19 protein-coding genes are annotated in these 23,812 nt (G+C 68.5%); 11 read left to right on the top strand and 8 right to left on the bottom strand.

Going from position 1 to position 23,812, the window contains the following annotated elements:
* Positions 1-32 precede the first annotated feature (32 nt).
* Positions 33-1,589: a hypothetical protein gene (locus tag NR810_RS33415; protein WP_257458504.1), complete on the top strand. Its 1,557-nt coding sequence runs from the start codon at positions 33-35 to the stop codon at positions 1,587-1,589.
* 205 nt (positions 1,590-1,794) lie between these two features.
* Entirely contained in the window at positions 1,795-2,823 is a 1,029-nt protein-coding gene (locus NR810_RS33420) for a UvrB/UvrC motif-containing protein (protein WP_257458505.1), read from the top strand.
* A gap of 10 nt (positions 2,824-2,833) precedes the next feature.
* Here the strand turns inward: NR810_RS33420 and NR810_RS33425 are convergent, their stop codons facing one another.
* The 4 genes from NR810_RS33425 to NR810_RS33440 all read right to left on the bottom strand — a co-directional run bounded on the left by NR810_RS33425 (position 2,834) and on the right by NR810_RS33440 (position 5,922).
* Complete coding sequence (locus NR810_RS33425) at positions 2,834-3,289, bottom strand: DUF4265 domain-containing protein (protein WP_257458506.1); 456 nt, start codon at positions 3,287-3,289, stop codon at positions 2,834-2,836.
* A gap of 13 nt (positions 3,290-3,302) precedes the next feature.
* Positions 3,303-3,740 carry an HNH endonuclease gene (locus NR810_RS33430; RefSeq protein ID WP_257458507.1) on the bottom strand — a complete coding sequence of 146 codons (438 nt, stop codon included), beginning with the start codon at positions 3,738-3,740 and terminating at the stop codon, positions 3,303-3,305.
* Between the two features lie 77 nt (positions 3,741-3,817).
* A complete protein-coding gene (locus tag NR810_RS33435; protein WP_257458508.1) occupies positions 3,818-4,654 on the bottom strand; it encodes a hypothetical protein in 837 nt (278 codons plus the stop codon).
* 215 nt (positions 4,655-4,869) lie between these two features.
* Positions 4,870-5,922: a glycosyltransferase family 4 protein gene (locus NR810_RS33440; RefSeq protein WP_257458595.1), complete on the bottom strand. Its 1,053-nt coding sequence runs from the start codon at positions 5,920-5,922 to the stop codon at positions 4,870-4,872.
* 119 nt (positions 5,923-6,041) lie between these two features.
* Between NR810_RS33440 and NR810_RS33445 the strand changes: the two genes are divergently transcribed.
* The 4 genes from NR810_RS33445 (at position 6,042) to NR810_RS33460 (ending at position 12,945) form a co-directional block, all read left to right on the top strand.
* Complete coding sequence (locus NR810_RS33445) at positions 6,042-7,181, top strand: glycosyltransferase (RefSeq protein WP_257458509.1); 1,140 nt, start codon at positions 6,042-6,044, stop codon at positions 7,179-7,181.
* 221 nt (positions 7,182-7,402) lie between these two features.
* Positions 7,403-8,797, top strand: coding sequence for an undecaprenyl-phosphate glucose phosphotransferase (locus NR810_RS33450; RefSeq protein WP_257458510.1), 1,395 nt, complete (start codon positions 7,403-7,405; stop codon positions 8,795-8,797).
* Positions 8,798-8,897: 100 nt separating this feature from the next.
* Positions 8,898-12,146 carry a GspE/PulE/PilB domain-containing protein gene (locus tag NR810_RS33455; protein ID WP_257458511.1) on the top strand — a complete coding sequence of 1,083 codons (3,249 nt, stop codon included), beginning with the start codon at positions 8,898-8,900 and terminating at the stop codon, positions 12,144-12,146.
* A 13-nt stretch (positions 12,147-12,159) separates the two neighbouring features.
* The gene (locus NR810_RS33460; RefSeq protein WP_257458512.1) at positions 12,160-12,945 is read left to right on the top strand and encodes an ATP-grasp domain-containing protein; all 786 of its coding nucleotides are present in this window, start codon (positions 12,160-12,162) and stop codon (positions 12,943-12,945) included.
* Between the two features lie 145 nt (positions 12,946-13,090).
* On the opposite strand, the gene NR810_RS33465 is transcribed toward NR810_RS33460, so the two are convergent.
* The gene (locus NR810_RS33465) at positions 13,091-15,871 is read right to left on the bottom strand and encodes a vitamin B12-dependent ribonucleotide reductase (protein ID WP_257458513.1); all 2,781 of its coding nucleotides are present in this window, start codon (positions 15,869-15,871) and stop codon (positions 13,091-13,093) included.
* Between the two features lie 587 nt (positions 15,872-16,458).
* Between NR810_RS33465 and NR810_RS33470 the strand changes: the two genes are divergently transcribed.
* Complete coding sequence (locus tag NR810_RS33470; RefSeq protein ID WP_257458514.1) at positions 16,459-16,791, top strand: (2Fe-2S) ferredoxin domain-containing protein; 333 nt, start codon at positions 16,459-16,461, stop codon at positions 16,789-16,791.
* 7 nt (positions 16,792-16,798) lie between these two features.
* Here the strand turns inward: NR810_RS33470 and NR810_RS33475 are convergent, their stop codons facing one another.
* From NR810_RS33475 to NR810_RS33485, 3 genes are all read right to left on the bottom strand, one after another.
* Entirely contained in the window at positions 16,799-17,611 is an 813-nt protein-coding gene (locus NR810_RS33475) for a phospholipid scramblase family protein (protein ID WP_257458515.1), read from the bottom strand.
* Between the two features lie 225 nt (positions 17,612-17,836).
* Complete coding sequence (locus NR810_RS33480; RefSeq protein WP_257458516.1) at positions 17,837-18,550, bottom strand: Bax inhibitor-1/YccA family protein; 714 nt, start codon at positions 18,548-18,550, stop codon at positions 17,837-17,839.
* Between the two features lie 117 nt (positions 18,551-18,667).
* The gene (locus NR810_RS33485; protein ID WP_257458517.1) at positions 18,668-20,134 is read right to left on the bottom strand and encodes a hypothetical protein; all 1,467 of its coding nucleotides are present in this window, start codon (positions 20,132-20,134) and stop codon (positions 18,668-18,670) included.
* A gap of 188 nt (positions 20,135-20,322) precedes the next feature.
* Between NR810_RS33485 and NR810_RS33490 the strand changes: the two genes are divergently transcribed.
* From NR810_RS33490 to NR810_RS33505, 4 genes are all read left to right on the top strand, one after another.
* Complete coding sequence (locus NR810_RS33490; protein WP_257458518.1) at positions 20,323-21,975, top strand: thiamine pyrophosphate-binding protein; 1,653 nt, start codon at positions 20,323-20,325, stop codon at positions 21,973-21,975.
* Positions 21,976-22,056: 81 nt separating this feature from the next.
* A complete protein-coding gene (locus NR810_RS33495; RefSeq protein ID WP_257458519.1) occupies positions 22,057-22,494 on the top strand; it encodes a hypothetical protein in 438 nt (145 codons plus the stop codon).
* Between the two features lie 366 nt (positions 22,495-22,860).
* On the top strand, positions 22,861-23,346 hold the full coding sequence (locus tag NR810_RS33500; RefSeq protein ID WP_257458520.1) for a hypothetical protein: 486 nt from the start codon (positions 22,861-22,863) through the stop codon (positions 23,344-23,346).
* An 87-nt stretch (positions 23,347-23,433) separates the two neighbouring features.
* Positions 23,434-23,811, top strand: a complete 378-nt coding sequence (locus NR810_RS33505) for a hypothetical protein (protein ID WP_257458521.1) — start codon at positions 23,434-23,436, stop codon at positions 23,809-23,811.
* Position 23,812: the final 1 nt, after the last annotated feature.

The raw sequence follows: 23,812 nt of genomic DNA on the forward strand, positions 1-23,812 counted from the left end.
CCAGGTCCTGGCGCACCCGACAGGAGGAAGATGTGAGAGCGGTTCTGGCGACGTTCATCGCGGTAGCAATGCTGGGAGCGGTCCCCGCGCGGGCGGCGGCTCCCGTGGAAGCGGCGAAGGTGTTCTCCGGCCCCGAGGGGGAGCAGGTGGCGGTCGTCCCGCTCACCCCCGTCGAGAGCAAGAAGGCCCTGATCCAGGTGCAGGGGACGGGGAGCGAGCTCGACGGCAAGGTCCTCCCCTACGAGATCCGCGAGTCGGGCGACGACGTGTACTACACCACGCAGTGGCGCGGACGGGCCTTCTCCACCTTCGTCATCGACACGAACGCGGGCGGCCGTAAGACGAACTACCTCAACACTCCCGGCCGGCGTGATGGCCTCAAGGTCTCCTTCGATGACGCGCGCACCAAGGCCCTGAAGGCCCAGGACGTGTACGCGCTGCACAAGAAGCAGCAGTCGGACGGCACCCTCACGAAGCTGATGGCCTTCGACCGCAAGGCCGAGACGGCTCAGTCGGAGGAAGGCCTCGCCGAGTCGGTGAAGTCCATGAACGAGGCGTGTGGCACCTCGGTGAAGGCGACGATCGACTGGGGCAGCGTCTCGGACGAGCAGCTCAAGCAGTACAGCATCTCCTCCTACTGCGGGACGCCGTTCGAGTCGCTGCGCAGGCTGTGCGAGTCGTTCGAGGCGAAGAGGGCCATCCAGGCGCAGGTGAAGGAGATCTCCTGCCGGTTCGGCGAGGCGATGAAGCTGGAGGTGCGGGCGGGCCGGGTGGGCTGGACGACGGCCGTGGACGCGGCGAACCAGGAGGAGTTCGCCACGAGGTACTTCGAGGAGAACCTCGAGTCCTCACGAGGCCAGGGCGAGACGCTCGCGGAGGGGATTCGTGTGGCGAAGACGCAGGTGTGCACGGATGGGAAGGGTCACTACGTGGTGGTGACGCCCGATGAGAAGCAGGGCGTGCAGTTGTCCTATGGAGATGGGCGCAAGTTCGTCCCGGTGGCGCCTCCTCCCTGGGTGCTCACGGGCAATCACTTCCTGGAGCCGCGCTTCTTCAACAAGACGATGAACTCCTCGTTCCGCGGGCTCGACATGCGCGTGTACTCGGAGGTGAACGTGAAGGAGGAGCAGAAGCTCTGCGAGGTCCGTTGTGGTGAGCGGATCATCCCGTTCTCGATGCTCGAATTCGAGAAGGCGCGGGAGGTGCTGGGCAATGCCACCTTCGAGCCGAACCCGCAGAAATACGTGCCCTATGCGCTGCTGCGCGATCAGAAGGGCCGTTACTACCTGGTGGACCGCGGCTTCCATCCGTCCGAGGAGAAGAAGTTCCGGGTGTTCATCGGCCCCAAGGGCAACCTGCAGCAGCAGAAGATGACGGACGTGGTCTCCGACTCGGAGGGGGAGATCTTCTCGACGAAGAAGGGAGATCTGCGGCTGGTGGTGGACAAGGAGGCCCCCTCGATCTGGGTCGAGAAGAAGAAGAAGACCGAGCTGCGCACGGTGCCGCTCTCCGAGAACCTGCCGCTCATCTACAACGAGCTCGGCGTGTACACGGGCGCCCGCCTGGGGACGCCGTGCGACGACCAGTGAGGCAGTAAGGAGGGCACTTGGGGAGCGGGATGAGCGCCCGCTCTTCCGCTCCCCCCTCCGCCGTTCCCGAGGCGCCCGCCCCGCTGGCTGTCGGCGCCCGATGTGTGTGGGCTGTACCTTTTGCGGTTCAGTGAGCTCGAGCCGCCTCCCACAACTGCGCGCGGATGTTCGCGCCCGTGCCGAGAACCGTCCCGGGGTCTACCGCATGCGGGGACCCTCGGGAGAGGTGCTCTACGTGGGCAAGTCGGTGAAGGTGCGGACGCGGCTGCTCTCCTATTTCCGGGCGCAGCGAGGGGAGAAGGCCGCGGAGATCATCGGGCATGCGCACGAGGTGGAGTGGGAGTACGTCCCGAGCGAGTTCGCCGCGCTGTTGGAGGAGTTCCGGCTGATCAAGCGCTGGCGGCCTCCCTTCAACGTGGAGCACAAGCGAGACAGCCTGCTGTGCTTCATCAAGCTGACGCGCGAGCCGGTGCCTCGCCTGCTGGTCGTGGGGCAGGTCATCAACGATGGCTGTGAGTACTTCGGGCCCGTTCGCGGCCGGCAGCGTGCCGTGGAGGCGGTGAGGGCGGTGTCGGATCTGCTGGAGCTGCGGGACTGTCCCTCGGACACGCCCATGCGGCTGGCGGATCAGATCGACCTGTTCGGACTCCGGGAGGATCCACGCTGCATCCGGGGACAGGTCGGGCGCTGCGTGGCCCCGTGCGCGGGAGGGTGCACGCGCACCGAGTACCTCGCGCGTGTTGCCCAGGCGCGAAACTTCCTGAATGGACTCACGGAGCAGCCGCTCGCTCAGCTGCGCGAGCGCATGAGCATGGCGTCCAGCCGCCTCCAGTTCGAATACGCCGCGGATCTCCGTGATCGGGCCGAGACCCTGGAGGGCGTGCAGGCGGAACTGGTCCGGGTCGGTCAGGACGTGGAGCGTCTCTCGTTCCTCTACACGGTGCCGGGCCACGACGGAGAGGACCGGGTCTACATCGTGCGCCGGGGCAGCGTACGAGCCGAGCTTTCCGCGCCCCAGACGCCTGGGGAACGCCTGGCGTTGGAGGAGAAGGCGAGTGAGATTTTCGAGCGGCCCGAGCCCAGGACGGTGGGCTTGCGTGCCCACGAGGCGCAGGAGGTTCTGCTCGTCGCCCGCTGGTTTCGTCTCAACCCCGCCGAGTTGGAGCGGACGGTACTGGTCTCCGGCCTCGTCCGGACGGGAGTATCGAGCTTCGAGGGTGACTCGCCAGGGTAGGGAGTCTCCGTCAAGGCTGTGCCAGGCAGGCCTCCTCGTAGCCCCATCGCTCCGCTTCCTTGCCAGAGTCTAGCTCCTGCCTCAGCTTTTCCAGTGAGACCGTGGGCGGCACGTCGACGGCGAGGAGTCGGGGAAGATGGCTCTGTTCCGTCGAGCATCCCAATTGCTGAAAGTGCGCATGCACAGCCGGCACATCCGAGGGGTCGTAGACGATGACCCGAATCGTACTGTGTCCTGAGGGATGAACGACTTCCTTGAAGCGAAAGACGCTCTCCTCTGGCACAGCCGAAACAATGTCGTCCACGGCGACGCCGAGCGCGAAAAACGGAATGTTATCGATCTTGAAGAGACCCTCACCCACCTTGATGGCCCAGAGTGTTTCCGCACTGGCTGGCGGGTAACCGTCCTCGTCCTGTTCCAGCTCGAACAGTAGCTTTACGTGCTGTGAGGGAGCGTGCTCCGTCATGGTCGAGTCACCTTTACTGTTCCTTGTCACTCTTCTTGATATTGCAATCCCGACAGAGAACTTGGCCGTTATCGGGAGTTCCAGGGCCGCCCTTTGATTTGGGGACCACGTGGTCGACCTGCGTCTCGTTCTTGGGAGGCGTAACACCCTTCTGATGCTGCTGAGCTGGAACCGTCTCGACACCACACTTCTCGCACTGAGTCTTGCCCCCATTTCGAGAAGCATTGTCCTGTTTGACGGTCAGCTTGTCTTTCTGTGTGAAACGAGAGCCGGGCCGCTTGCTAGCGATTGTCTCAAGACCCGGAGTCGTGAGACCTTCAGGAACCAGCGAGCCTACGAGGCTTGTCGCGGCAGTTGCTTGCTGCGTGATGTTCGGCGTGTATTCCACTCCTGTCATCCCGAGCAGTAGTGGAAGGAACGTCACGAAAATGAACAGAGGAAGACGTCGCATATCTCCATCTTGAGCGAAAGTGGAGCCCTCGGCAATCTAGTAGGGGAGCGACACCTCTCATGAGGGCATGTCTTCTTTCAATCCTTGGAGGGCTCTACTTCTACATTGTCCTGCTGTGCGAGTTCGGCCTTTCTCTTCGCCCGCTCTTCTTTCAGGCGTGAAAGGGAATGAAGGGTGTGGCGATTGAACTTCTTGTGATTGACGGCGTGGTAGCGCTCACCCGCGATGATCACCAGGGATGTTGGAGAGGCGGGGTGATTCGCCAACCACTCCATGGCCTCCTCGCGAGTGTTGAACGACGCGGCGGCGGGAGGCAGGGCCTTCGACTCGAAATCCTCGAGGAAATACTCCATCACAGAGTCATGCAGTAGCTCGCGAATGTTGTCCTCGCGTGAGAACCAGATTTCGTAATACTCGTCGCCGATCATCACTTTGCCATAGCTGGGAGGGGCCGCGAGCTGGTTCAGCCAGGTATCTGCCTCCTCGCGAGTATCGAAAAAGGCGAGGGCGGGTGGAGCATCATCGGAACGAGAATCCTTGAGATAGCGTGCGAGAGCCTCCTGTTGATCGGTGGCCGCTATGAAGTTGAGCAGATCGATGAGAATGAGGAGCCGCCGTTTCCGTTCTGGCTCCGCCATTTCATCCAGGGTCCGGAGCAGCATGGCCATGGTCTGTCGGGACATCGCATCCGCGCGCGCGTTGAAGGCGGTACTCACGTAGGCGGTGCGCGCGGGATCGAGGCCAGCGAGGTAGTCCTCGAAGACGTACACCTGGCCGGCCGTGACGGTGAAATTCCAGTGCTCGCGCAGGTGCTGCCAGAGGGCGACCTCGTCCCCCTTCCCAGTGAATTCAGCCGCTCGCTGTAAGTTGCCAATCAAGAGAAACGCCTCATTGAGGAGGTCATGGATTCGCATTCAGCACCTCGGCGAATAGCGAGCCAGCGGGCAATTCCGATACCGGGTCCGCCGAGGCCACGGCCAGGAGCGGCACGAGGCAGAGAACACCTCCGCCCGAACCTGCAACCGCGGCGACAAAAGCCACAATAGACAGAGGACCGCAGCGCCGAGCTTTCGCGGAACCAAAGCCATTTTCATGGGGTGGATGTCCTTCAATGGAGCAGAGAGAAGGCTCAGCGGGCCTCGAGCGCCCGGCGGTAGGTGGCCAGCGTCTTCCGGGCGCAGTCCTCCCAGCTGAACAGCGCGGCTCGGTCTCGGCCCTTCTCCGAGAGCTCCCGGCGCAGGGCGTCGTCGCGCAGCAGCTTCAACGCCGTCTCGCGCCAGGCGTTCGCATCGTCCGGCGAGAGCAGCAGTGCGGCCTCGCCCACCACTTCCGGCAGGGACGTGGCTCGCGCGGCCACCACCGGAGTGCCGCAGGCCATCGCCTCCAGCGCGGGCAGCCCGAAGCCCTCGTATCGCGAGGGCAGCAGCAGCGCGGTCGCGGCTCCGTAGAGGCGCGGCATGTCGTCCTCGGGCAGATCGGCCAGCTCGATCGTGCTGTCCGGGAAGCCCAGCTCCCACACCGCTTTCCTGCCCGCGAGCAGGACGATGGGCACCGGCAGTGACGGTGCGATCTCCGCCAGCATCCCGAGGTTCTTGAACGCCTTCGTGTTGCCCACCGCTAGGAAGAAGCGCTGCGGCAGCCCTCGCCGTTCCCGGAAGTCCTTCAGCTCCGAGGCCGTTGGCGGTTGGTAGCGCGCGTCCACTCCGTTCGGAATCACCTGGAGGCGGTATGGCGACAGGCCGAGCTCGCGCGCCAGCTCCGCGCGGGAGAACTCGGAGACGGTGATGAGCGCCCGCGCCGTCTTCGCCCTCGGGCCCACGATGAGCTTGTAGTAGGCGCGGCGGCCCGGGCCGTACTGCTCCGACAGCACCAGGTGGTTGGCGTCGTGCAGCGTGGCCACCAGTCGTCCGGGCCACAGCGCCGGCACGGAGAAGGACGTCGCGTGGAACAGATCCGGCCCCAGCCGGGCGAGCGAGGCCCCGAGTGCCGGCTGTTCCAGCGGCGACAGGAAGCTCGCCGGGCAGCGGTGCAGGGGGATGCGCGGGGTGAGGGCGCCGAGTCCCGCTGGCAGCCCCTCCGGGCCCGTGAGGCCACTGAAGCGCAGGTCCGGGGCCATCTCCGGCAGCCTGCACGCCAGCTCCAGCGCGTATCGCGCGATGCCGTGCAGCCGGCCACGGACCATCCGCAGGTCGATGAGGACGCTCGCCACGGAGCAGGCACTACCACACGCGCGGGCCGCCGTGGGGGGCTCGGTTGCCCGGTTGTCGGCATCGGGGCCAAGCGGTGGTACAAGGCCCGCCCGTGAAGGTCGCCCTCGTCCACGACTGGCTCGTCACCCAGCGCGGCGGTGAGCACGTGCTCGAGGCACTGTGCGAGCTGTTCCCGCAGGCGGACATCCATACCCTCGTCTACCGCCCCGGTGTGGTGCACCCGCGCATCGAGTCGCGGCCCATCCATACCTCCGTCCTCCAGCGCATTCCGCGCATCCACAAGCTCTACCGGCACTTCCTCCCCGTCCTCCCCCAGGTCATCGAGTCCATGCGTCTCGAGGGGTACGACCTCGTCGTCTCCTCCAGCCACTGCGTGGCCAAGGGCATCCGCAAGCCGCCCGGGGCGAAGCACCTCGCCTACGTGCACGCCCCCATGCGCTACATGTGGGACCTGTTCGACGACTACTTCGGGCCCGGACGTGCCTCGCTGCCGGTCCGCGTGGCCGCGCATGCCGTGCGGCCGTACCTCCAGAAGTGGGATCGCGAGAGCACCGCTGGCGTCGACCGCATCCTCGTCAACAGCCAGCACATCGCCGGCAAGGTGCGGCGCTTCTGGGGCCGCGAGGCCCAGGTGGTGTACCCGCCCGTCGCCCTGGAGCGCTTCTGCCAGCACCCGCTGGAGGGCCTCGGCCAGGGCGGCTACTACCTGTGGCTGGGCGCCTTCGCCCCCTACAAGCGGCTCGACATCGCCCTGGAGGCCTTCCGCCAGCTGGACGCGCCGCTCTGGGTGGTGGGTACCGGCCAGGAGGCGGCCAGGCTCACCTCGGGGGCGCTGCCCTCCCACATCCGCTTCCTCGGGCCCGTGTCGGACGAGGCCCTCGCCGGCCTCTATCGTGACGCCCGCGCCCTCATCTTCACCGCCGAGGAGGACTTCGGCATCGTCCCGTTGGAGGCACAGGCCTGCGGCCGTCCCGTCATCGCCTACGGGCGGGGTGGGGCACTGGAGACGGTCAGCCCTCGCACGGGCCTCTTCTTCGACGCGCAGACGCCAGATGCGCTGGTGGAGGCCGTGCGCCGCTTCGAGCGGTGGGAGCCCGATTTCCGCCCCGCCGACGCCCGCGCCCAGGCCGAGCGCTTCAGCCGGGCCGCCTTCCTGCGCTCCATCCAGGCCGAGGTGGACGTGGTGATGGGGGCTCCTGTCGTTTCTTCCGCCCGGGCCGCCGCACCCTGACACTTCTGTCCTGGAGGCCCTCCTTTTCCGAGAGGGTCGCCCGGGGTCCAGGAGGCTCGCACCGTTGGCCACAAGCGGGGGCAACCCCTTGGATTCCGGGCGGTTTCCGTGTTAGGAGCGCTCCGGCCGCATGGGGTGTGTGGTAGCGGACGGCGTGTCGGGGTGGGGTGCGACGATTGCAGGTGGCGGCCGCGTCTTGCAGGCCACAGAAGGAGGCCCGCGTGTTCAGCCGGTTCCAGCGCTTCTATACGTCCATCAAAGTCGCCGCCGACGTGGTGATGCTGACGGTGGCGTTCGCGCTCGCCTACGTCACCCGCTTCGAGGGCCCCATCCCCGTGTTCCACGGGTTGCCGCCCCTGGATGACACGTTGTTGTCCCTGGCGACGGTGCTCATCGTCTTCCCGGTCACCTACCGGCAGTCGCGGCTGTACGCCACCAACCGGGCGCGCACGCACATCGGCGAGGTGTTCGAGGTCTTCAAGGCCACCGTCATGGCCACCCTCATCGTGGTGGCGCTGACGTACTTCACCCGCGAGCGCTACTCGCGTCTGATGCTGGCCTTCTTCGCCGGCTACTCGTTCGTGGGCGTGTCGATGGTGCGCCTGGTGCTGCGCGAGGTGCTCAACGAGGTGCGCCGGCGCGGCTACAATCTCAAGTCCATCCTGCTCATCGGCGCGGGCGAGCTGGGCCAGCGTGTCATCGAGACGGTGGAGAGCCACCGCGAGCTGGGCTTCCGCGTGGTGGGCGTGCTCTCGCTGCGCCCCGAGAAGGTGGGCGAGCAGGTGCTGGGCGTGCCCGTCATCGGCCACGTGAAGGACGTGGACTCCGTGCTGGATGCGCGCCCGGTGGATCAGGTCGTCATCGCCGTGCCGCTCGAGGACCAGGCCGCCGTCAAGCCGCTGATGGAGCAGCTCGCGCTGCGCACGGTGGACGTGAAGGTGGTGCCGGACCTCTACCAGTACGTCACCCTGTACGGCGGGCTCGAGGAGTTCGGCGGGCTGCCCATCATCAGCCTCCAGGGCGATCCGATGACGGGCTGGAACATGGTGGCCAAGCGCGTCTTCGACATCCTCTTCGCGCTGGTGGCCATCGTGGTGAGCGCGCCCATCATGTTGCTGGTGGCCCTCGCGGTGAAGCTCACCAGCCGCGGTCCCATCCTCTACGCCCAGGAGCGCATGGGCATGGATGGCGAGACTTTTCATATTCTCAAATTTCGAACCATGCGCGTGGACGCCGAGGTCCGTGGCGCCATGATGGCCAGCAAGGAGGACCCGAGGCGCACGCCCATCGGCACCTTCCTGCGCAAGTACTCGCTCGACGAGCTGCCCCAGTTCTTCAACGTGCTGTGGGGCGACATGAGCCTCGTGGGCCCCCGCCCCGAGCGGCCCGTGTTCATCGAGGAGTTCAAGAAGCAGATCCCCCGCTACCACCTGCGCCACAAGGTGAAGGCCGGCATCACCGGCTGGGCGCAGATCAACGGCCTGCGCGGGCAGACGTCCATCCAGAAGCGGATTGAGTACGACCTGTACTACATCGAGAACTGGTCGCTGCTGATGGACCTGAAGATTCTCATCCGCACTGCACTGGGCGGCTTCCTGTCGAAGAACGCCTACTAGCTCGCTGCCGGGGCACTCGGGCGTGGTTGTGGGGTGCCGCACGGCGGGGATGCGAGTCGCATGCGCTCTTGGGCGCGGACCGGTCTAGTATCGGGGCCCCATGGCCGAACAGCTCGGAGCGCACCTGGTCCGCAAGGGCCTCATCACTCAGTCTCAGCTCGATGAAGCGCTGAAGTCTCAACTCATCTACGGCGGCAGTCTGGGCATCAACCTGGTCGAGCTGGGTGTGCTCGACCTGGATGCGTTGGGCCAGGCGCTGTCGGACGTGTACCACTTCCCCCTCGCCACGGACGCGGAGATGGAAGCGGTGCCCGCGGAGACGCTCGCACAACTCAAGCCCGAGCTGGCTCGGAGCCATCTGGCCTTCCCGCTGGCGATCGAGGGCCGCCGCATGAAGGCGGCCATGGTGGCGCCGTTCGATCCCAAGCACCTGGACGCGCTCAGCTTCGCCACGGGCATGCGCATCGTGCCCTCCATCGTGCCCGAGCTGCGCCTCTTCCACTTCCTGGAGAAGCGCTACGGCATCCCCAAGCCGACGCGTCCCACCCGGCCCGGCCAGCCCAAGCTCGCGGTGGGGCCGGGGGCCGCTCCGGCTCCGAAGCCCGCGTCGCCGCAGCCGTTGCAGGCCCAGCCGGCGGCCGCGTCCGCGCCGAGGCCTCCGGTCGCGGGTGCTCCGGCTCCTTCGGCTCCGGCGCAGCCCGCGCCCGCGCCCGGGGCTCCTCCCGCCGCCGTGCGCGCGGGGCCTCCGCCTGCGTCCGCTCCGGGTGCCAACCCCGGGGCGGGTCCTCATGCTCAGCCTCCGGCGGCTCCCGTGGCGAATCAGCCTCCGGGCATGCGGCCCGCGCCCTCGGCGGCAGGGCCCGTCGCGAAGCCCGCGGCGCCGGTGGCGGGAGCGCCCGTCGCGCCGGGAGCGCCCGCCACGCCGGGAGCGCCCGCCGGTGCTCCCGTGGGCGCGGTTCCTCCGAAGCCCGCGATGACGATGGGTGGCACTCAGGTGCCAGTGGCTCCAGGGAGTGTCCCGGCCGGGGCCGCGGCGCCTCGTCCGCCGGGGTCGCCCGGTGCTCCGGGGGCAGGGCCTTCCGCGCAGCCTCCGGCGGCGGGTACGTCTCCGGCGCCTGGCGCGGCGGTGCCTTCGCGGCCACAGGCTGCTCCTGGCGCGCCCACCGCGCCGGGGAGTGCTCCCGCGGGGGCCGCACCCGCTCAGCCTGCTTCCGCGGTCGCTGCTCCGGGCGCGCCCGCCGGTGCCGTGTCCGCGCAGCCCTCGGGGGCTCCGAAAGCCGCCGCTGGGCCTGGCGCCGCCGTGCCTCCGCGCCCCGCACCGGCGACGGGCGCACCCACGTCTCCTGCCGTGACGAGTGCACCCGCTGGCGGGCAGGGCGGGGCTGGAGTCCCGCATCAGCCTCCTGCCGCGAAACCGCCTGCCGGGCCGACGGCTCCGAGCGCGGCACCGGCCGCTGGAACATCTGCTTCGCCAGGCGCTCCGGCGGTCGCGAAGCCGGCGGGGACCGCGCCCACCACGGGTAGCTCCTCGCAACCTGGTCCGAACCTGCCTCCGGGCATGCTGCCTCGGAGCGCCCCGGGAGCGGCTCCCTCCGGGGCCGCCTCGGTTCCTCCCGCGCAGGGGGCGGCTCCTCAGGGCACTGCCGCGGGCACCGGGCAGGTATCTCCTCCGGCGGCGGGGACGCCTCGTCCTCCGGAGGCTCTGGCGGGTCAGCCGGGAGCGGCACCCGTGCGTCCTCCGGCGCCAGGAGTGTCGTCGGCTCCCGGAGCCCAGGTTCCTCCTGGTGCGCCCGCGACGGCGCGTCCTCCCGGGGTCTTGCCTCCTCCGGGGATGTCGCCGCGCCAGGAGCCTTCGAGCGCCCCGGTTCGTCCCGGGCCCGCGCCGGTGCAGGGGGGGACGGTTCCTCCCGCTGGCCAGGTACCGGCTCCCTCGGCCGTTGCTCCGGGGGCGAGCCCGTCGTCGCAGCCCGCACCGGCACAGAAGGCAACGCCTCCTGGCCCGGGGACTCCGCAGCCCGCGGCTGGTGCTCCTCGCGCGCCGGTTCCTCCCGGCGCTCCGGCTGCGCAGGCCACGCCTGTTTCGCCTCGGCCTCCGAGTGCTTCGGCTCCCTCCGCGCCGCAGGTCTCGGCTCCGGGTGGCGTGCAGTCCTCTTCGCCAGCGGGGCAGGTCCAGTCCGCGCCTCCCGCTCCCGTTGTCTCGGCGCCGGAGACGAAGCCCGCGGTGTCCGCGCCCTCCGTTCAGCCCGTGCCCGCTCAGGCGGCGCCCGTGGAAGCACCTGCACAGACGTCGACGCCCTCGTTCGAGCAGGATCTGAAAGCGGTCTCGCTCGTGGTGGAGGCCGAGGCATCCGCTGCTCCCATCGGGGAGCCCACGGGGGCCACGGTCCAGTCGCCTCCGGCGGCCGAGTCCGTGTCCGCCACGCCGCTTCCCACTCCAGAGCCGAAGAAGAAGGAGGAGCGCGCTCCCGATGCGTCCGGGGTGGTGCCGCCTTCGTCCGAGGCGAGCCCGGCCCCCCTCGGTGCGGATTCCGAGCGCAAGGCCAGGGTCGCGCCCGCGCCCGTCGAGCTGCCGAGGATGCCTTCGCGGGAGCTGGAGGTGACGTCGAACCTGGAGCTCATGAGGTGGCGGCAGTCGGAGGCGGCGAAGGCCGGAGCCGACTCCGAGCCCGTGTCTCCCTGGGAGCGGCGAGCCATCGAGGTGGACTTCTCGTCGGATGACGCGAGCGCCACCCAGGCGGCTTCCTCCGGCGCGCAGGAGGAGATCCCCCTGGCGTCCGTCCACGAGTTCATCCCGACCTGGGATCCGTCCGCCGATTCGGCGGCGAGCTCCACGGAGCCGGCCGAGAGCGCCGGGGACTCCCAGGGCGTGCAACTGGTGCAGCTCGAGGAGGCACTCGAGGCCCTGCGGCAGGCGACGACGCGCGGCGCGCTGGGCAAGGTGCTGCTGTCCTACTGCCAGGGGCGTTTCCCGCGAGGCTTCCTGCTCGGCGAGACGTTCGGCTTCGCCCGGGTGGGGCGTGGGTACGGCCCCGGGAGCAACAAGTCCGCGGTCACCGCGTTGCAGGTGGATCTCGACGCGCCCTCGCTCCTCGCCATGGCCGCCGCCGGTGGCAGGCTCGTGGTCTCCAGCATGCCGGAGAGCCAGGAGGACGAGGCGCTCTTCGCGGCCCTGGGCGAGTCGTTCTCGCACCTGGCGGCCGCGCCGATCCGCGCGAGTGAGCGTACCGTGGGCTTCGTCGTCCTCGATGGCGGGCCCTCTCCGTTCGGCGCGGAGGAGCTCGACGACCTGGAGAAGCTCATCACGGCTGCGTCCGAGGCCTATGGCCGGTTGAGCGGCTCCTCGTTCTGAGTGGGGTGCCTCCGTGCCCGTTCTGTTGCTGTCGCCGCGCTTCAGCTCGGATTCGATCGCCCTCGCCACGGAGGCCTCGCGTCTCTCGTGGCGGGTCCACCGGTTGCACGATCGGCGTCCTCCCGCGCGGCTGGCCGAGGAGGACCTCGTCTTCTACGGAGAGTCGTTATTGGCGGATACCATCGGGAAGGCGCTGGGCCTGGCGCTGCTCGAGCCCGCCGCCGACTCGCTGTCCCTCCTGCCCGCGGAGCTCGTGCTCCGGGACGTGCGGTTTACCTCGCTCGGCGCTGCCCGCGGCGAGCGGTTTCCGAGATTCGTCAAACCCGCCGACGAGAAGCAGTTCCGGGCCTCGGTCTACCACTCGGGGGCGGAGCTTCCCGGCTCCGAGGTGCTCGAGGACAGTCTGCCCGTCCTGACCGCCGAGCCCGTGCGCTGGCTCGATGAGTACCGTTGTTTCGTTCTCGAGGGCCGTGTCGTGACCGCGAGCCCCTATGCCTGGAAGGGCGAGCGCGAGGAGCCTTCACTGGCCGCGTTCGACTTGGAGGCCGCCAAGGCCTTCGCGGCCGAGGTGCTCGCGAGGGCTGGGGACTCGTTCCCTTCCGCCGTCGTCCTCGACGTGGGTCGGATCGAGGGGCGCGGGTGGGCCGTGGTGGAGCTGAACCCCGCCTGGAGCTCGGGGCTCTACGCGTGTGACGCGGCTGGAGTCCTGCGGGTGCTTCCGCGGGCCTCGGGTACGTCGCGGACGGTGGCCTCGGGTGACGCGAGGTGGTTGCGTCCTCTGCCCGACATCGAGGGGTAATGAAAAAGGCTCCGGCGCGGGTACGCACCGGAGCCTTCTTGGGACTCGGGTTTTCTACCCGGGAGCCGGGAGCCAACCCGAGTTCACTTCATACCCTCACCCCGTCCCTCTCCCAGAGGGAGAGGGGAGGGGGCTCGGAGGGAACTCAGCTGCAGCCGCTCGTGGTGCCGCAGTTGCTGCACTTGTAGCAGGCCCCGTTGCGCACCATGATCTCTCCGCACGTGTGGCACGGCGGCGCGTCCGCCTGGTTCAGGTACGTCTTCCGCGGCGTCGACATCGGCAGCGCCACCGATGCCACCTGCACCGGCTTCGCCGGCTCCGCCGCCACCTGCTTCTCCACCGCCTCCTCCATCCCCTCGGCCTGCTCGCTCGGCAGGAACTTCAGCGACAGCCACCGGAAGATGTAGTCCACGATCGACTTGGCGATCGGCACCGCCGGGTTGCCCGTGAAGCCGCTCGGCTCGAAGCGCGTGTGGCTGAACTTGTCCACCAGCACCTGCAGCGGCACTCCGTACTGCAGCGCCAGCGACACCGCCGTCGCGAAGCTGTCCATCAGGCCGCTCACCACCGAGCCTTCCTTCGCCATCACGCAGAAGAGCTCGCCCGGCGTGCCGTCCTCGTACATGCCCACCGTCAGGTAGCCCTCGTGGCCACCGATGGAGAACTTGTGCGTGATCGCCTGCCGCTCGTCCGGCAGCCGCCGCCTCATCGCGTTGGCGTCCCTCGCCGCCGCCAGCGCCGGCTCGGCCACCGCCGCCTTCGTGTCCTTCACCTTGTCCTTCGACGTGTTCAGCGGCTGGGTCCGCTTGCAGCCGTCGCGGTACACCGCCACCGCCTTCAGCCCCAGCTTCCACGCCTCCAGGTACGCCTTCTCGATGTCCTCCACCGAGGCGTCCGCCGGCATGTTCACCGTCTTGCTGATGGCGCCCGACAGGAACGGCTGCGTCGCTCCCATCATCTTCAGGTGGCCCATCCAGTGGATGCTGCGCTGGCCCTTCGCCGGCTTGAAGGCGCAGTCGAACACCGGCAGGTGCTCCGGCTTGAGGTGCGGGGCGCCTTCGATCGTCTCGTGCTTGTCCAGCCACGTGATGATGTCCTGCGCCTGCGTCTGCGGGTAGCCCAGCTTCTCCAGCGCTTGCGGCACCGTCTGGTTGACGATCTTCAGCATGCCGCCGCCCACCAGCTTCTTGTACTTGATGAGCGCGATGTCCGGCTCGATGCCCGTCGTGTCGCAGTCCATCATGAAGCCGATGGTCCCCGTGGGCGCCAGCACCGTCACCTGGCTGTTGCGGTAGCCCACCTCGGTCCCCAGCGCGAGCGCCTCGTCCCAGGCCTTCTTCTGGGCCTCGAACAGCTCCTCGCTCACACCCACCGGCTGCACGTTGTAGGCCGCCTTGCGGTGCTTGCGGATGACGCCGAGGAACGGCTCCTCGTTCTTCTTGTAGCCCGCGAACGGCCCCATCTTCCCGGCCATGCGCGCGCTCATCGCGTACGCCTCGCCGCACATCAGCGAGGTGATGGCCGCCGCGTAGTTGCGGCCCGCGTCCGAGTCGTACGGCAGGCCCGTGGCCATCAGCAGCGCGCCCAGGTTGGCGTAGCCCAGGCCCAGCGGCCGGAACGCGTGGCTGTTCTGGGTGATCTTCTCAGAGGGGTACTTGGAGAAGCCGACGATGATCTCCATCGCCAGCAGCACCACGTCCACCGCGTGCTTGAACGCCGTGACGTCGAAGTCCCCGTCGATGGTGCGGAAGTGCATCAGGTTCAGCGACGCCAGGTTGCAGGCCGAGTCGTCGAGGAACATGTACTCCGAGCACGGGTTGGACGCGTTGATCCGGTCCGTGTTCGAGCAGGTGTGCCAGTTGTTGATGGTCGTATCGAACTGCAGGCCCGGATCACCACACAGGTGCGCCGCCTCGGAGATCTCCCGGAACAGGTCGCGCGCCTTGAAGGTGTCCATGGGACGCCCGTCGCGCACCGCGCGCGTCGTCCACGCGCTGTCGTTCACCACCGCGCGCATGAACTCGTCGGTGACGCGCACCGAGTTGTTCGAGTTCTGGAAGAACACCGACGAGTAGGCCTCGCCGTTGAAGCTCGGGTCATACCCGGCCTCGATGAGCGCCCAGGCCTTCTTCTCCTCGCTGGACTTGCAGCGGATGAAGTCCAGCACGTCCGGGTGGTCCGCGTTGAGGATGACCATCTTCGCGGCGCGCCGCGTCTTGCCGCCGCTCTTGATGACGCCGGCGAACGCGTCGAAGCCCTTCATGAAGGACACGGGGCCCGACGCGGTGCCTCCACCGGCCAGCAGCTCCTTGCTCGAGCGGATGGTGGACAGGTTGCTGCCCGTGCCCGAGCCGTACTTGAAGAGCATGCCCTCCGTCTTCGCCAGCCCGAGGATGGACTCCATGGAGTCCCCCACCGAGTTGATGAAGCACGCCGAGCACTGCGGGTGCTCCTCCACGCCCACGTTGAACCAGACGGGCGAGTTGAAGGCCGCCTTCTGGCGCAGCAGCAGGTGGGTGAGCTCGGCGTGGAACGAGTCACGATCCGTCGCCGTGGCGAAGTAGCCGCCCTCCACACCCCAGCGCGTCAGCGTGTCCACCACGCGCGCCACCAGCCGGCGCACGCTCGTCTCGCGCTCCGGGGTGCCCGGCGTGCCCCGGAAGTACTTCGACGCCACCACGTTGGTGGCCAGCATCGACCAGGACTTGGGCACCTCCACGTTCTTCTGCTCGAAGACGGACTTTCCGTCCTCACCGGAGATGGCCGCCGTGCGCAGCTCCCACGCCAGCTCATCGGCGGGATCCACCCCGGGCGTGGTGAAGAACCGCTCCACCGTCAGCCCGCCAGCGGGGCCTCTCGGCTTCAGCCCCGCCGCCGTCTCCTTGCCATCCAGAACCGCTGCCGTGGCGCTCCGCTCGTGCTCCATGGTCCCTCCCGCTGCTCTTCACCCAGCGTGTGGTTGCAAAATTTGCAAAAAGCCAAGCCCGCGAGATCTCTCGGGATCGAGTGATCTCGATTCGACACGCCTCCTCCCTGGGTAGGGAAGGGTGCGTAGCGAGGGTTCAACGTCTGTTTTCTTGGGGTCCCGCCTGCTCTCCTGGGGGGCAGACAGGTAAGTAAAGGTACGATCTTCGTTCCGGACTCGTCAAGGTTCTGTGACCCCCAGATCTTGTGTCCGCCATCGTTGAGCCACCTACAGATAGGGGAGTGTGACCGATTGGACGGTCCACGTCCGGAACGCTTTCCGCGGCTCGAAGCCGCGCCGGGGGAGCCGATCTAAAGCCTGCCCGCCCAGCGATCAACTCTCTTGCGCAGCCCTCGGTGTAGTGGATCCTCATCATATGACGAGTCATGTAGGGTCACTCCCGCGGAAAGGCCGATGATCACTAGCGGATGTTTGCTGAGAGTCTGTGCACGGATCGTCCGGCCGCCTAGGGCCCGAGGCAAGAAAGGCACAGGCAGGTGCCGTTTCCGTTAATCGCTTTTGGACGGAAGGCGCGTTAGGAGGGCGACATGCCTCCGTTCAAGCGTCATGTATTCGTCTGCACGAACCAGCGCCCCGAGGGGCACCCCAAGGGGTGCTGCGCGTCGAAGGGTGCCGAGGAAGTCCGCGCCCGCTTCAAGGAAGAGCTGGAGAAGCGCGGCCTGAAGGGCCAGATGCGAGCCAACGCGGCCGGGTGCCTCGATACCTGCTCGTTCGGTGTCTCCGTGGTGGTCTACCCCGAGGGCACCTGGTACGGCGCGGTGAAGCCCGAGGACGTGCCCGCCATCGTCGACGAGCACCTCGTGGGCGGACGCCCCGTGGAGCGGCTGCTGATGCCGTTCTCGCGCAAGAAGGCCGAGTAGCCCGGCCTCAGTCGAAGAAGCTCAGCACGTCCCAGAAGGAGCCGCTGCGGCTACGATCCTCGAAGTAGCAGAGGTCGACCATCAGCGTGGCGGCGAGCACCATCTGCCTCAACCGGGCGTCGGTGAGGCCGGGGTGGAACTCCACCCCGAAGTTGTCGGAGTCGCTGAAGATCTCCTTGCCCAGCCCGCTCCACTGCTTGCGGATGGTGGCCACCTCCTGGCCGCGCTGCTTGACGTGGAAGGTCCAGGGCTTCCACAGCGGACCCTCCAGCGTGGCCATCACCACGCCCGCCGGGGTGCAGAGGTCGAACGTCCGGCGCAGCAGCCCGAAGCGCTGCTGGATGTAGCCCAGCTGGCGCCCGTCCCAGGCCGTCACCTCCACGTACGTGAAGAAGAACGTCCAGGGCTGATGGAGGCTCAGGGCCCGGGTGCCCCCCTGGGTCATGCACTCCAGCTCCACGCGGCGGAAGGGCCAGAGGTTGCGCAGCAGCGCGTTGCCCCAGCCCTCGCCCGTCTCGCCGATGTACAGCATGAAGCGCCCGTCGGTATCGATCGCCTCGTAGCGGTTGCGCGTCTCCCAGCCGACGAGGATCTCCGCCCACTCCTTGATCTGCCGGATGCTCAGGCCCGGCCCCTCCATCAGCGGGCCGAGGACGCCGCGCAGCTCCATGCCCATGTAACGGGGATCTCCCGGCGCTCCACGGCCCGCTCCCGCCTCCACGAGCGCGGGCTGCTGGGTGCGCTCCTCCGGCGTGGTGCGTCCCTTCCAGTCCAGCTCCAGCTCGTCATCCCGCCGCGGTCGACCGTTCTCTTGGGTCATGACGGAAAGTCTAGGCGAGGTGGGGGAGGTCCTGTCAGGGGGAGGTCCCGGGCGCGCTCGGGAGCAACTGGTCCGACCATCGGACCAGTTCGTCCGGCGCGCGGCCGGGAGGTGCCCCTGCTCCGGCCGCGGGCCTCGCGGGGGCGCGGAAAATGAAGAGGCGGCGGGCCCGGGAGCCCACCGCCTCCTTGCATGGGGGCACTCACCGTGCCCGGCCCTCGCGGGCTAGTCGTCGTTGCGAGCGCCGAAGAGGCGCAGCAGCGAGATGAAGAGGTTGATGAAATCCAGGTACAGCGTCAGCGCGCCGACGATGCTCAGCGCGGCGGCCGAGTTGTAACCCGAGGCGGCGTGCATCTCGCGCAGCTTCTGGGTGTCGTACGCGGTGAGGCCCGCGAAGACGAGCACGCCCGCGCAGCCCACCACGAAGTTCAGCATCGGGCTGGGCCAGAAGGCCTGGATGACGCTGGCGATGACCACGCCGATGACACCCATGAAGAGGAAGGTGGCCCAGCCACTCAGGTTCTTCTTGGTGACCGTCCCGAAGATGGTCATGGCGCCGAAGGTGCCCGCGGTCAGCAGGAACGCGTTGGCGAGTGAGCCCCGTGTGTACACGTAGAAGAGCACCGAGAAGGTGAGCCCGGTGAGCACCGAGTAGGCGAGGAACATCACCGCGGCCACCGCGCCGGAGAGCCGGTGGGCCATCGCCGACAGGGCGAACACCAGACCGAGCTGCGCGAAGAACATCGGCCAGCGCCACTGGGCGATCTGCGCCACGAACTGCGGATTGGCGGCGGTGAGGACCGCCACCACGCCAGTAATGGAGAGCCCGGCGAACATCCAGCCGTACACGCGCGACATGAACGCGCGCTGCGACTCCTGCACGAGCACGTCACCGACGTCGGCTCGAGCCGTCTGCCATCCGGAAGTTTCCCAAGCCATGAATTTCCGTTTCCTTTCTGTTGCACCCGGCGGTGATTCCCGCCCGGCACTGTCCTTATAACCTGCCAACAACCCCTGTGCCGGGCATCCCTTCCCGGAACCGGTCGCAATGATTAATTAGAGCGCCTTCCAGGCCATGAGCAGCTTCTGGGCGACCTCGGTGGTGATGAGGGGCAGCACGCCACCCCCGCCCACGATGTTGACGATCTCCGAGGTGGAGCCCCGGCACACCCCGCCCCAGGCCGGCTGCTTCGCCAGCCCCACCGAGGCGTACGCCGAGTAGTCCACATGGAGCCGCATCGACGTCACGCCGCTCTCCTCGCACAGCAGGTGCTCCTCGGGCGTGGTCTCCACCACCTCCTGCACCACGAAGCCACCGCCCGCCGGATCCGTGGCGGCGCGCTCGCACAGCTCCGCCCAGGTGGGCACCATGCCGTAGGCGGCACGCGCACGCTCCTCGAATGCCTGGGTGCCCACCGAGCGGCCGAGGTACACCGCCCGGCCGCCGTAGTCCCACGCCCGCTTGAGGACGAAGCGTCCGGGCTCCGACACCACGCGTGCCACCAGGTCCTCCACGCGCTCGCCGTCCGGTCCCACTCCGGGGCCGTGCCGGAAGGGCCTCGTCCAGGGCACCGACTCGCGCACCGCCTCCACCTCCTCGGCGGACAGTCCGGCGGACTCGGCGAGCGCGGGCTCCACGAGGCTCTGCGAGAGCAGGGCGAAGGTCGTCTTCACCTCCACCGGTGACACCGGCGGGTTGAGCAGCACCGCCTTGCGGCCAGGCACCGTGCCGAAGAACTCCTCCACCCACGGCGCCGGCGTCTCCTCCAACCGCCGCACGAAGAGGTGCCGGTACACCAGGTCATAGCGCTTGCCGCGCACCTCGAAGTACTCCTCGCCGGACACCTCGTCCGGGTGGACGATGTCCGCGTCCGCGCCGAACTCCCGGAAGCGCTCGCACAGGTAGCGCTGCTCGGTGATCTGCGCGTCGTTGCGGCGGCAGAGCAGGGCGATCGTCTCCGGCATCTTCCCGTCGCGCTCGGCGGCGTAGCCGTCCAGCAGGGCCCGGTAGAGGGCGAGCGCGTTGCTGCCATTGGGGGTGATGACCGTGTGCAGGGCCTTCTCGGGGTAGCGGAAGTGCCGGCCCACCACCTCGATGAACGTGCGGGCCGCGATGTCCGAGTAGCCCTGCATGGCCGGAATGGTGGCGTTGACCTCGAGGGCGCGCGGCTTCGAGTCCACGAAGTAGTCCACCCGCGTGGTGGCCAGGCGCGTCACCTGGGTGAAGGTGCGCTCGGTGAGCGCGCGCTCCAGGGGGGAGAGGCCGCCGAGCAGCAGCTCGCGCTGGTCGCTGGCGAGCACCGCGCGCGTCATCTTCACCGTGGCCGAGGCCAGGTGCGCGGAGAGGGCGGAGCGCCGGCGGATCTCCGCCGCGTCGAGGATGACGGGGGTGGCGGTGACGGGGATGGGCCGGGTGGTGCCGTCCTTCTGGGTGACGGCCAGGCCTCGCGCATATGCGGTGCGGGCCAGCTCGGGTCCGAAGTGGACCGCCTGGCGACGCAGGACTTCCAGGAACTCTTGCACGGGGGATCCTTCTCGTTTCGAACGCCCTTCCTATCCCGCCCGGGGCCATCCGGGGAGTGCCTTCGACAGGACAAGGGGGGCCTTTTCGCGCCGGCCGAGGGGGGGACCGGGCATCCAGGGGCTTCCAGGGCGGCAGGATTCGGCCATGATGGCCGGTCTTCCGAGGTTCCAACACAGGGAGGCACGCCATGGGCATGGTCACCGGTGGGCAGCTCGTCGGACGGATGCTGAAGAAGGAGGGCGTCCGGCACATCTTCACCCTCTCGGGCCTGCACGTGGCCCCCATCTACGCGGGGTGCGTGGAGGAGGGCATCCAGGTCATCGACACCCGCCACGAGCAGGCGGCCGCCCACGCGGCGGATGCCTACGCCCGGGTGACGCGCGGGGTGGGCGTGGCGGTGGTGACCGCGGGCCCCGGCGTGACGGACGCGCTCACCGGCGTGGCCAACGCCCATGCGGCCAGCTCTCCGATGATCCTCCTGGGCGGCGCGGCCCCCATCTTCAACCAGAGCCGCGGCTCCCTGCAGGAGATGGAGCAGGTGGACCTGTTCCACCGCATCTCCAAGTGGTCGGACCGCATCCCCACGCCGGACCTGGTGCCGGCGTACCTGGCCAAGGCCTTCCGCGTGGCGCTCTCCGGGCGGCCGGGGCCGGTGTTCCTGGAGCTGGCCTGGGACGTGCTCTGCAACGGCGTGGACGAGGACACCGTGCAACTGCCCCGGAGCTACCGCACGGACGCGCGGCAGGCGCCGGATCCGCGCAAGGTGGACGAGGCCATGGCGCTGCTGAAGTCCGCCGAGCGCCCGGCCATCATCGCGGGCTCGTCGGTGTACTGGGACGGGGCGTGGGACGCGCTGCGGCGCTTCGCGGAGACGGCGCGCATTCCCGTGTACCTCAACGGCGCGGGGCGCGGCTGTCTGCCGGCGAACCACCCGCTCTTCTTCCAGCACACGCGCAAGGACGCGCTGAGCGGGGCGGATCTGGTGTTCGTCATCGGCACGCCCTTCGACTTCCGGCTCAACTACGGCGCCGAGCCCACCTTCAGCGCCGCGTCGAAGATCGTCCAGGTGGACATCGATCCCACCGAGGTGGGACGCAATCGCGTGGTGGACGTGGGCATCATCGCGGACAGCCACAGCGCGCTCACCGCCTTCGCGGACGCGGCGCCCAGGGGGGCTCGGGACACGTTCATCGCGCAACTGCGTGAGCGCGAGCAGAAGAAGCTGCGCGACCTCGAGGAGTGGACGCGGAACGACAGCGTGCCCATCCACCACTACCGGCTCGCCCGGGAGCTGTCGGACGTGGCCAACGGGCCGGGGCAGGATCCCGTGTTCATCGCCGACGGAGGCAACTGGGTCGCCATGGCGGCCAAGGTGATCGAGCTGAACCGGCCGGGCCGGTGGTTGGATCCGGGCCCGCTCGGATGCCTCGGGGTGGGCGCGCCGTTCGCGCTCGCCTCGAAGGTGCTGCACCCGGAGCGCACGCACTGGATCATCCAGGGCGATGGTTCGTTCGGCCTCAACGGCATGGACTTCGAGACGGCGCTGCGCTTCAAGCTCCCCATGGTGTGTGTGGTGGGCAACGACGCCGCCTGGGGGCAGATCCGCATTCCCCAGGTGCAGATGTTCGGTGAGGACAAGTCCCCGGGCACGAGCCTGGCTCCCACCCGCTACGACAAGGTCGTGGAGGCGTTCGGCGGCCATGGCGAGCTCGTGACGGAACCGTCGCAGATCCGCCCCGCGCTCGAACGGGCCCTGGCCAGCGGCACGGTGGCCTGCGTCAACGTGATGCTCGATCCGGAGGCTCCGGTGAAGGCGGGTGCCATGGGCTACGCCGTCTGATTCGGCAATCGCTTGCATGAGGGCGCGCCCTCGCGTACAACTCCAAGACGCAACTGTATTTCCCCTGAAACCGCGTTTCCCGTGAGCCGCCACCTCTCCGAGCCACAGCTGTCCCGAAGGTCGCGCCTGCTGGCGCTGCCGCTCGTGCTGCTGTGTGTGCTGGCGTACCTGGGGAGCGTGGCGCACTTCGTCCTGGTGCAGCACGCCACGTGCCTCGAGCACGGCGAGCTGCTGCACGAGGGGGGAGTCGAGCAGGGTGACGCGCCGGTCCAGGTGGTGCGGGTGTCCTTCGAGGACGAGCGCATCACGGGCTCGGATGCCCAGGCGTCCGTGCACGGCGCGGACGCGCATTGCGCGCATGTCTTCCTCCGCCGGGTGGCGCCGCCTCCGGCCGGAGTGATGCTGTCGCCGGAGGAGCCGGTCCTGTCAGGGCCGGTGTTCGTGGCGGACAGCGAGGCCGTGGAGCCGCCGGTGGAGTGGCTCCACCTGGCACCCAAGTCCTCACCGCCCGTGGTCTGAGCGCCCGCGAGGTCCTTCGCCGCGCGTCTCCTCCCTCTCCCTCTGGGAGAGGGTCGGGGTGAGGGTATTGCCCCTCCTCGCGCGCGGCCGTGGTCCCCTCGCGAATCGCCCGCGCACCCCGCCCACGCGGCTCCGTCTCCCGCACCCGGACGTGTGCCCGAGCCTCTCCTGAGGCCCGGAGCACGCGGCGCGTGCATGGCCACGGCGCTTCGACTTCAGGGCACCGGTGCGTGAGGCGAGGCCCTTGCCGCTCCACATCCACGCGCACGCCTTTCCCCTCGCTCCGGGAGTCCCATGTCTTCCTCGGGACGGGAGCGTGGGGAGATCGCAGCACCACAACGCAGTTCCTAGCTGGAGTCAGACACCATGATGAAGAAGTCCCTGTTCGCCTGCCTGCTGTCGAGTGCCCTCGTCGTGGGATGCGGCAATACCAGCGAGGCCGATACCGAGGGGTGCGAGCACCTCAAGGAGGGCCCCGGCGTCTCCGTGACCGCGACCGCCACGGCGAACGGAGCTCCCGCCGTGAGCAATGACCACAAGCGCTACGACATCGCGCTGCCGGCGGGCACCGGGGGCAACACGGGCTCGGTGTCTTTCGCGGTGGGCGAGGCCGCGCACTACGTCTTCTTCCTCGGCGCCGACGTGAACCTGGGGATCGCCACCTCCGCCGGCTCCTCGTCCGTGTCGTTCGAGTCCTCCGAGAAGAGCTCGGAGGCGTGCGGCGAGGTCAAGGGCCGCTACGTCGCGGAGCTCCAGGTGGGCACGTACACGCTGACCTTCGGCCCCACCTCCCAGAGCAGCGTCTCGCTCGTCATCGAGGAGGAGGGTGGCGAGCACGATCACGAGCACTGAGCACTCCCGCTCTTGAAACCCGGCGCGGGAGGGCTCGGACCGCCTCCCGCTCCACCCCTTCCAGCCATTCCACAGCAGGAGACGACGATGGGTACCTTCAAGCAGTTCCTGAATGATCAGCAGGTGAAGCCCGAGGCGCTGGTGCGCCTGTCCAGCCAGCTCGAGGCCCGCGACGAGGCGGATCGCAAGCTGGCGAAGCAGCGCTCCGACAAGCGGCGCGACAAGGAGAATCAGACGAAGCCGTACGCGGAGCTGGGCATCGGCAAGCCGAAGAGCGGCCGGGGCGTGAGCGTGCAGCAGGTGCAGGCCGCCCTGGAGGACAAGCCGCTGTCGCCGAAGGTGCGCGGCAAGCTGGTGCGCGCGGTGAACGCCGTGCTGGGCAAGAAGGGCGGCCAGCAGGTCGACTTCAAGGCGCTGTTCGGCGAGGTCGCGGCCCGCAAGGGCGCGGCGGCCAAGGCGAGCTGAG

The sequence above is a fragment of the Archangium lipolyticum genome, assembly GCF_024623785.1.
In the GTDB taxonomy this organism is placed as follows: Bacteria; Myxococcota; Myxococcia; order Myxococcales; family Myxococcaceae; genus Archangium; species Archangium lipolyticum.

Bases quoted from the DNA above. Each gene is read 5' to 3' on its own strand.
- NR810_RS33455 (WP_257458511.1), top strand. From the start codon at position 8,898: ATGGCCGAACAGCTCGGAGCGCACCTGGTCCGCAAGGGCCTCATCACT.
- NR810_RS33430 (WP_257458507.1), bottom strand. From the start codon at position 3,740: ATGCGACGTCTTCCTCTGTTCATTTTCGTGACGTTCCTTCCACTACTG.
- NR810_RS33480 (WP_257458516.1), bottom strand. From the start codon at position 18,550: ATGGCTTGGGAAACTTCCGGATGGCAGACGGCTCGAGCCGACGTCGGT.
- NR810_RS33420 (WP_257458505.1), top strand. From the start codon at position 1,795: ATGCGGGGACCCTCGGGAGAGGTGCTCTACGTGGGCAAGTCGGTGAAG.
- NR810_RS33500 (WP_257458520.1), top strand. From the start codon at position 22,861: ATGATGAAGAAGTCCCTGTTCGCCTGCCTGCTGTCGAGTGCCCTCGTC.
- NR810_RS33490 (WP_257458518.1), top strand. From the start codon at position 20,323: ATGGGCATGGTCACCGGTGGGCAGCTCGTCGGACGGATGCTGAAGAAG.
- NR810_RS33435 (WP_257458508.1), bottom strand. From the start codon at position 4,654: ATGCGAATCCATGACCTCCTCAATGAGGCGTTTCTCTTGATTGGCAAC.
- NR810_RS33465 (WP_257458513.1), bottom strand. From the start codon at position 15,871: ATGGAGCACGAGCGGAGCGCCACGGCAGCGGTTCTGGATGGCAAGGAG.
- NR810_RS33505 (WP_257458521.1), top strand. From the start codon at position 23,434: ATGGGTACCTTCAAGCAGTTCCTGAATGATCAGCAGGTGAAGCCCGAG.
- NR810_RS33470 (WP_257458514.1), top strand. From the start codon at position 16,459: ATGCCTCCGTTCAAGCGTCATGTATTCGTCTGCACGAACCAGCGCCCC.
- NR810_RS33425 (WP_257458506.1), bottom strand. From the start codon at position 3,289: ATGACGGAGCACGCTCCCTCACAGCACGTAAAGCTACTGTTCGAGCTG.
- NR810_RS33475 (WP_257458515.1), bottom strand. From the start codon at position 17,611: ATGACCCAAGAGAACGGTCGACCGCGGCGGGATGACGAGCTGGAGCTG.
- NR810_RS33440 (WP_257458595.1), bottom strand. From the start codon at position 5,922: ATGGTCCGTGGCCGGCTGCACGGCATCGCGCGATACGCGCTGGAGCTG.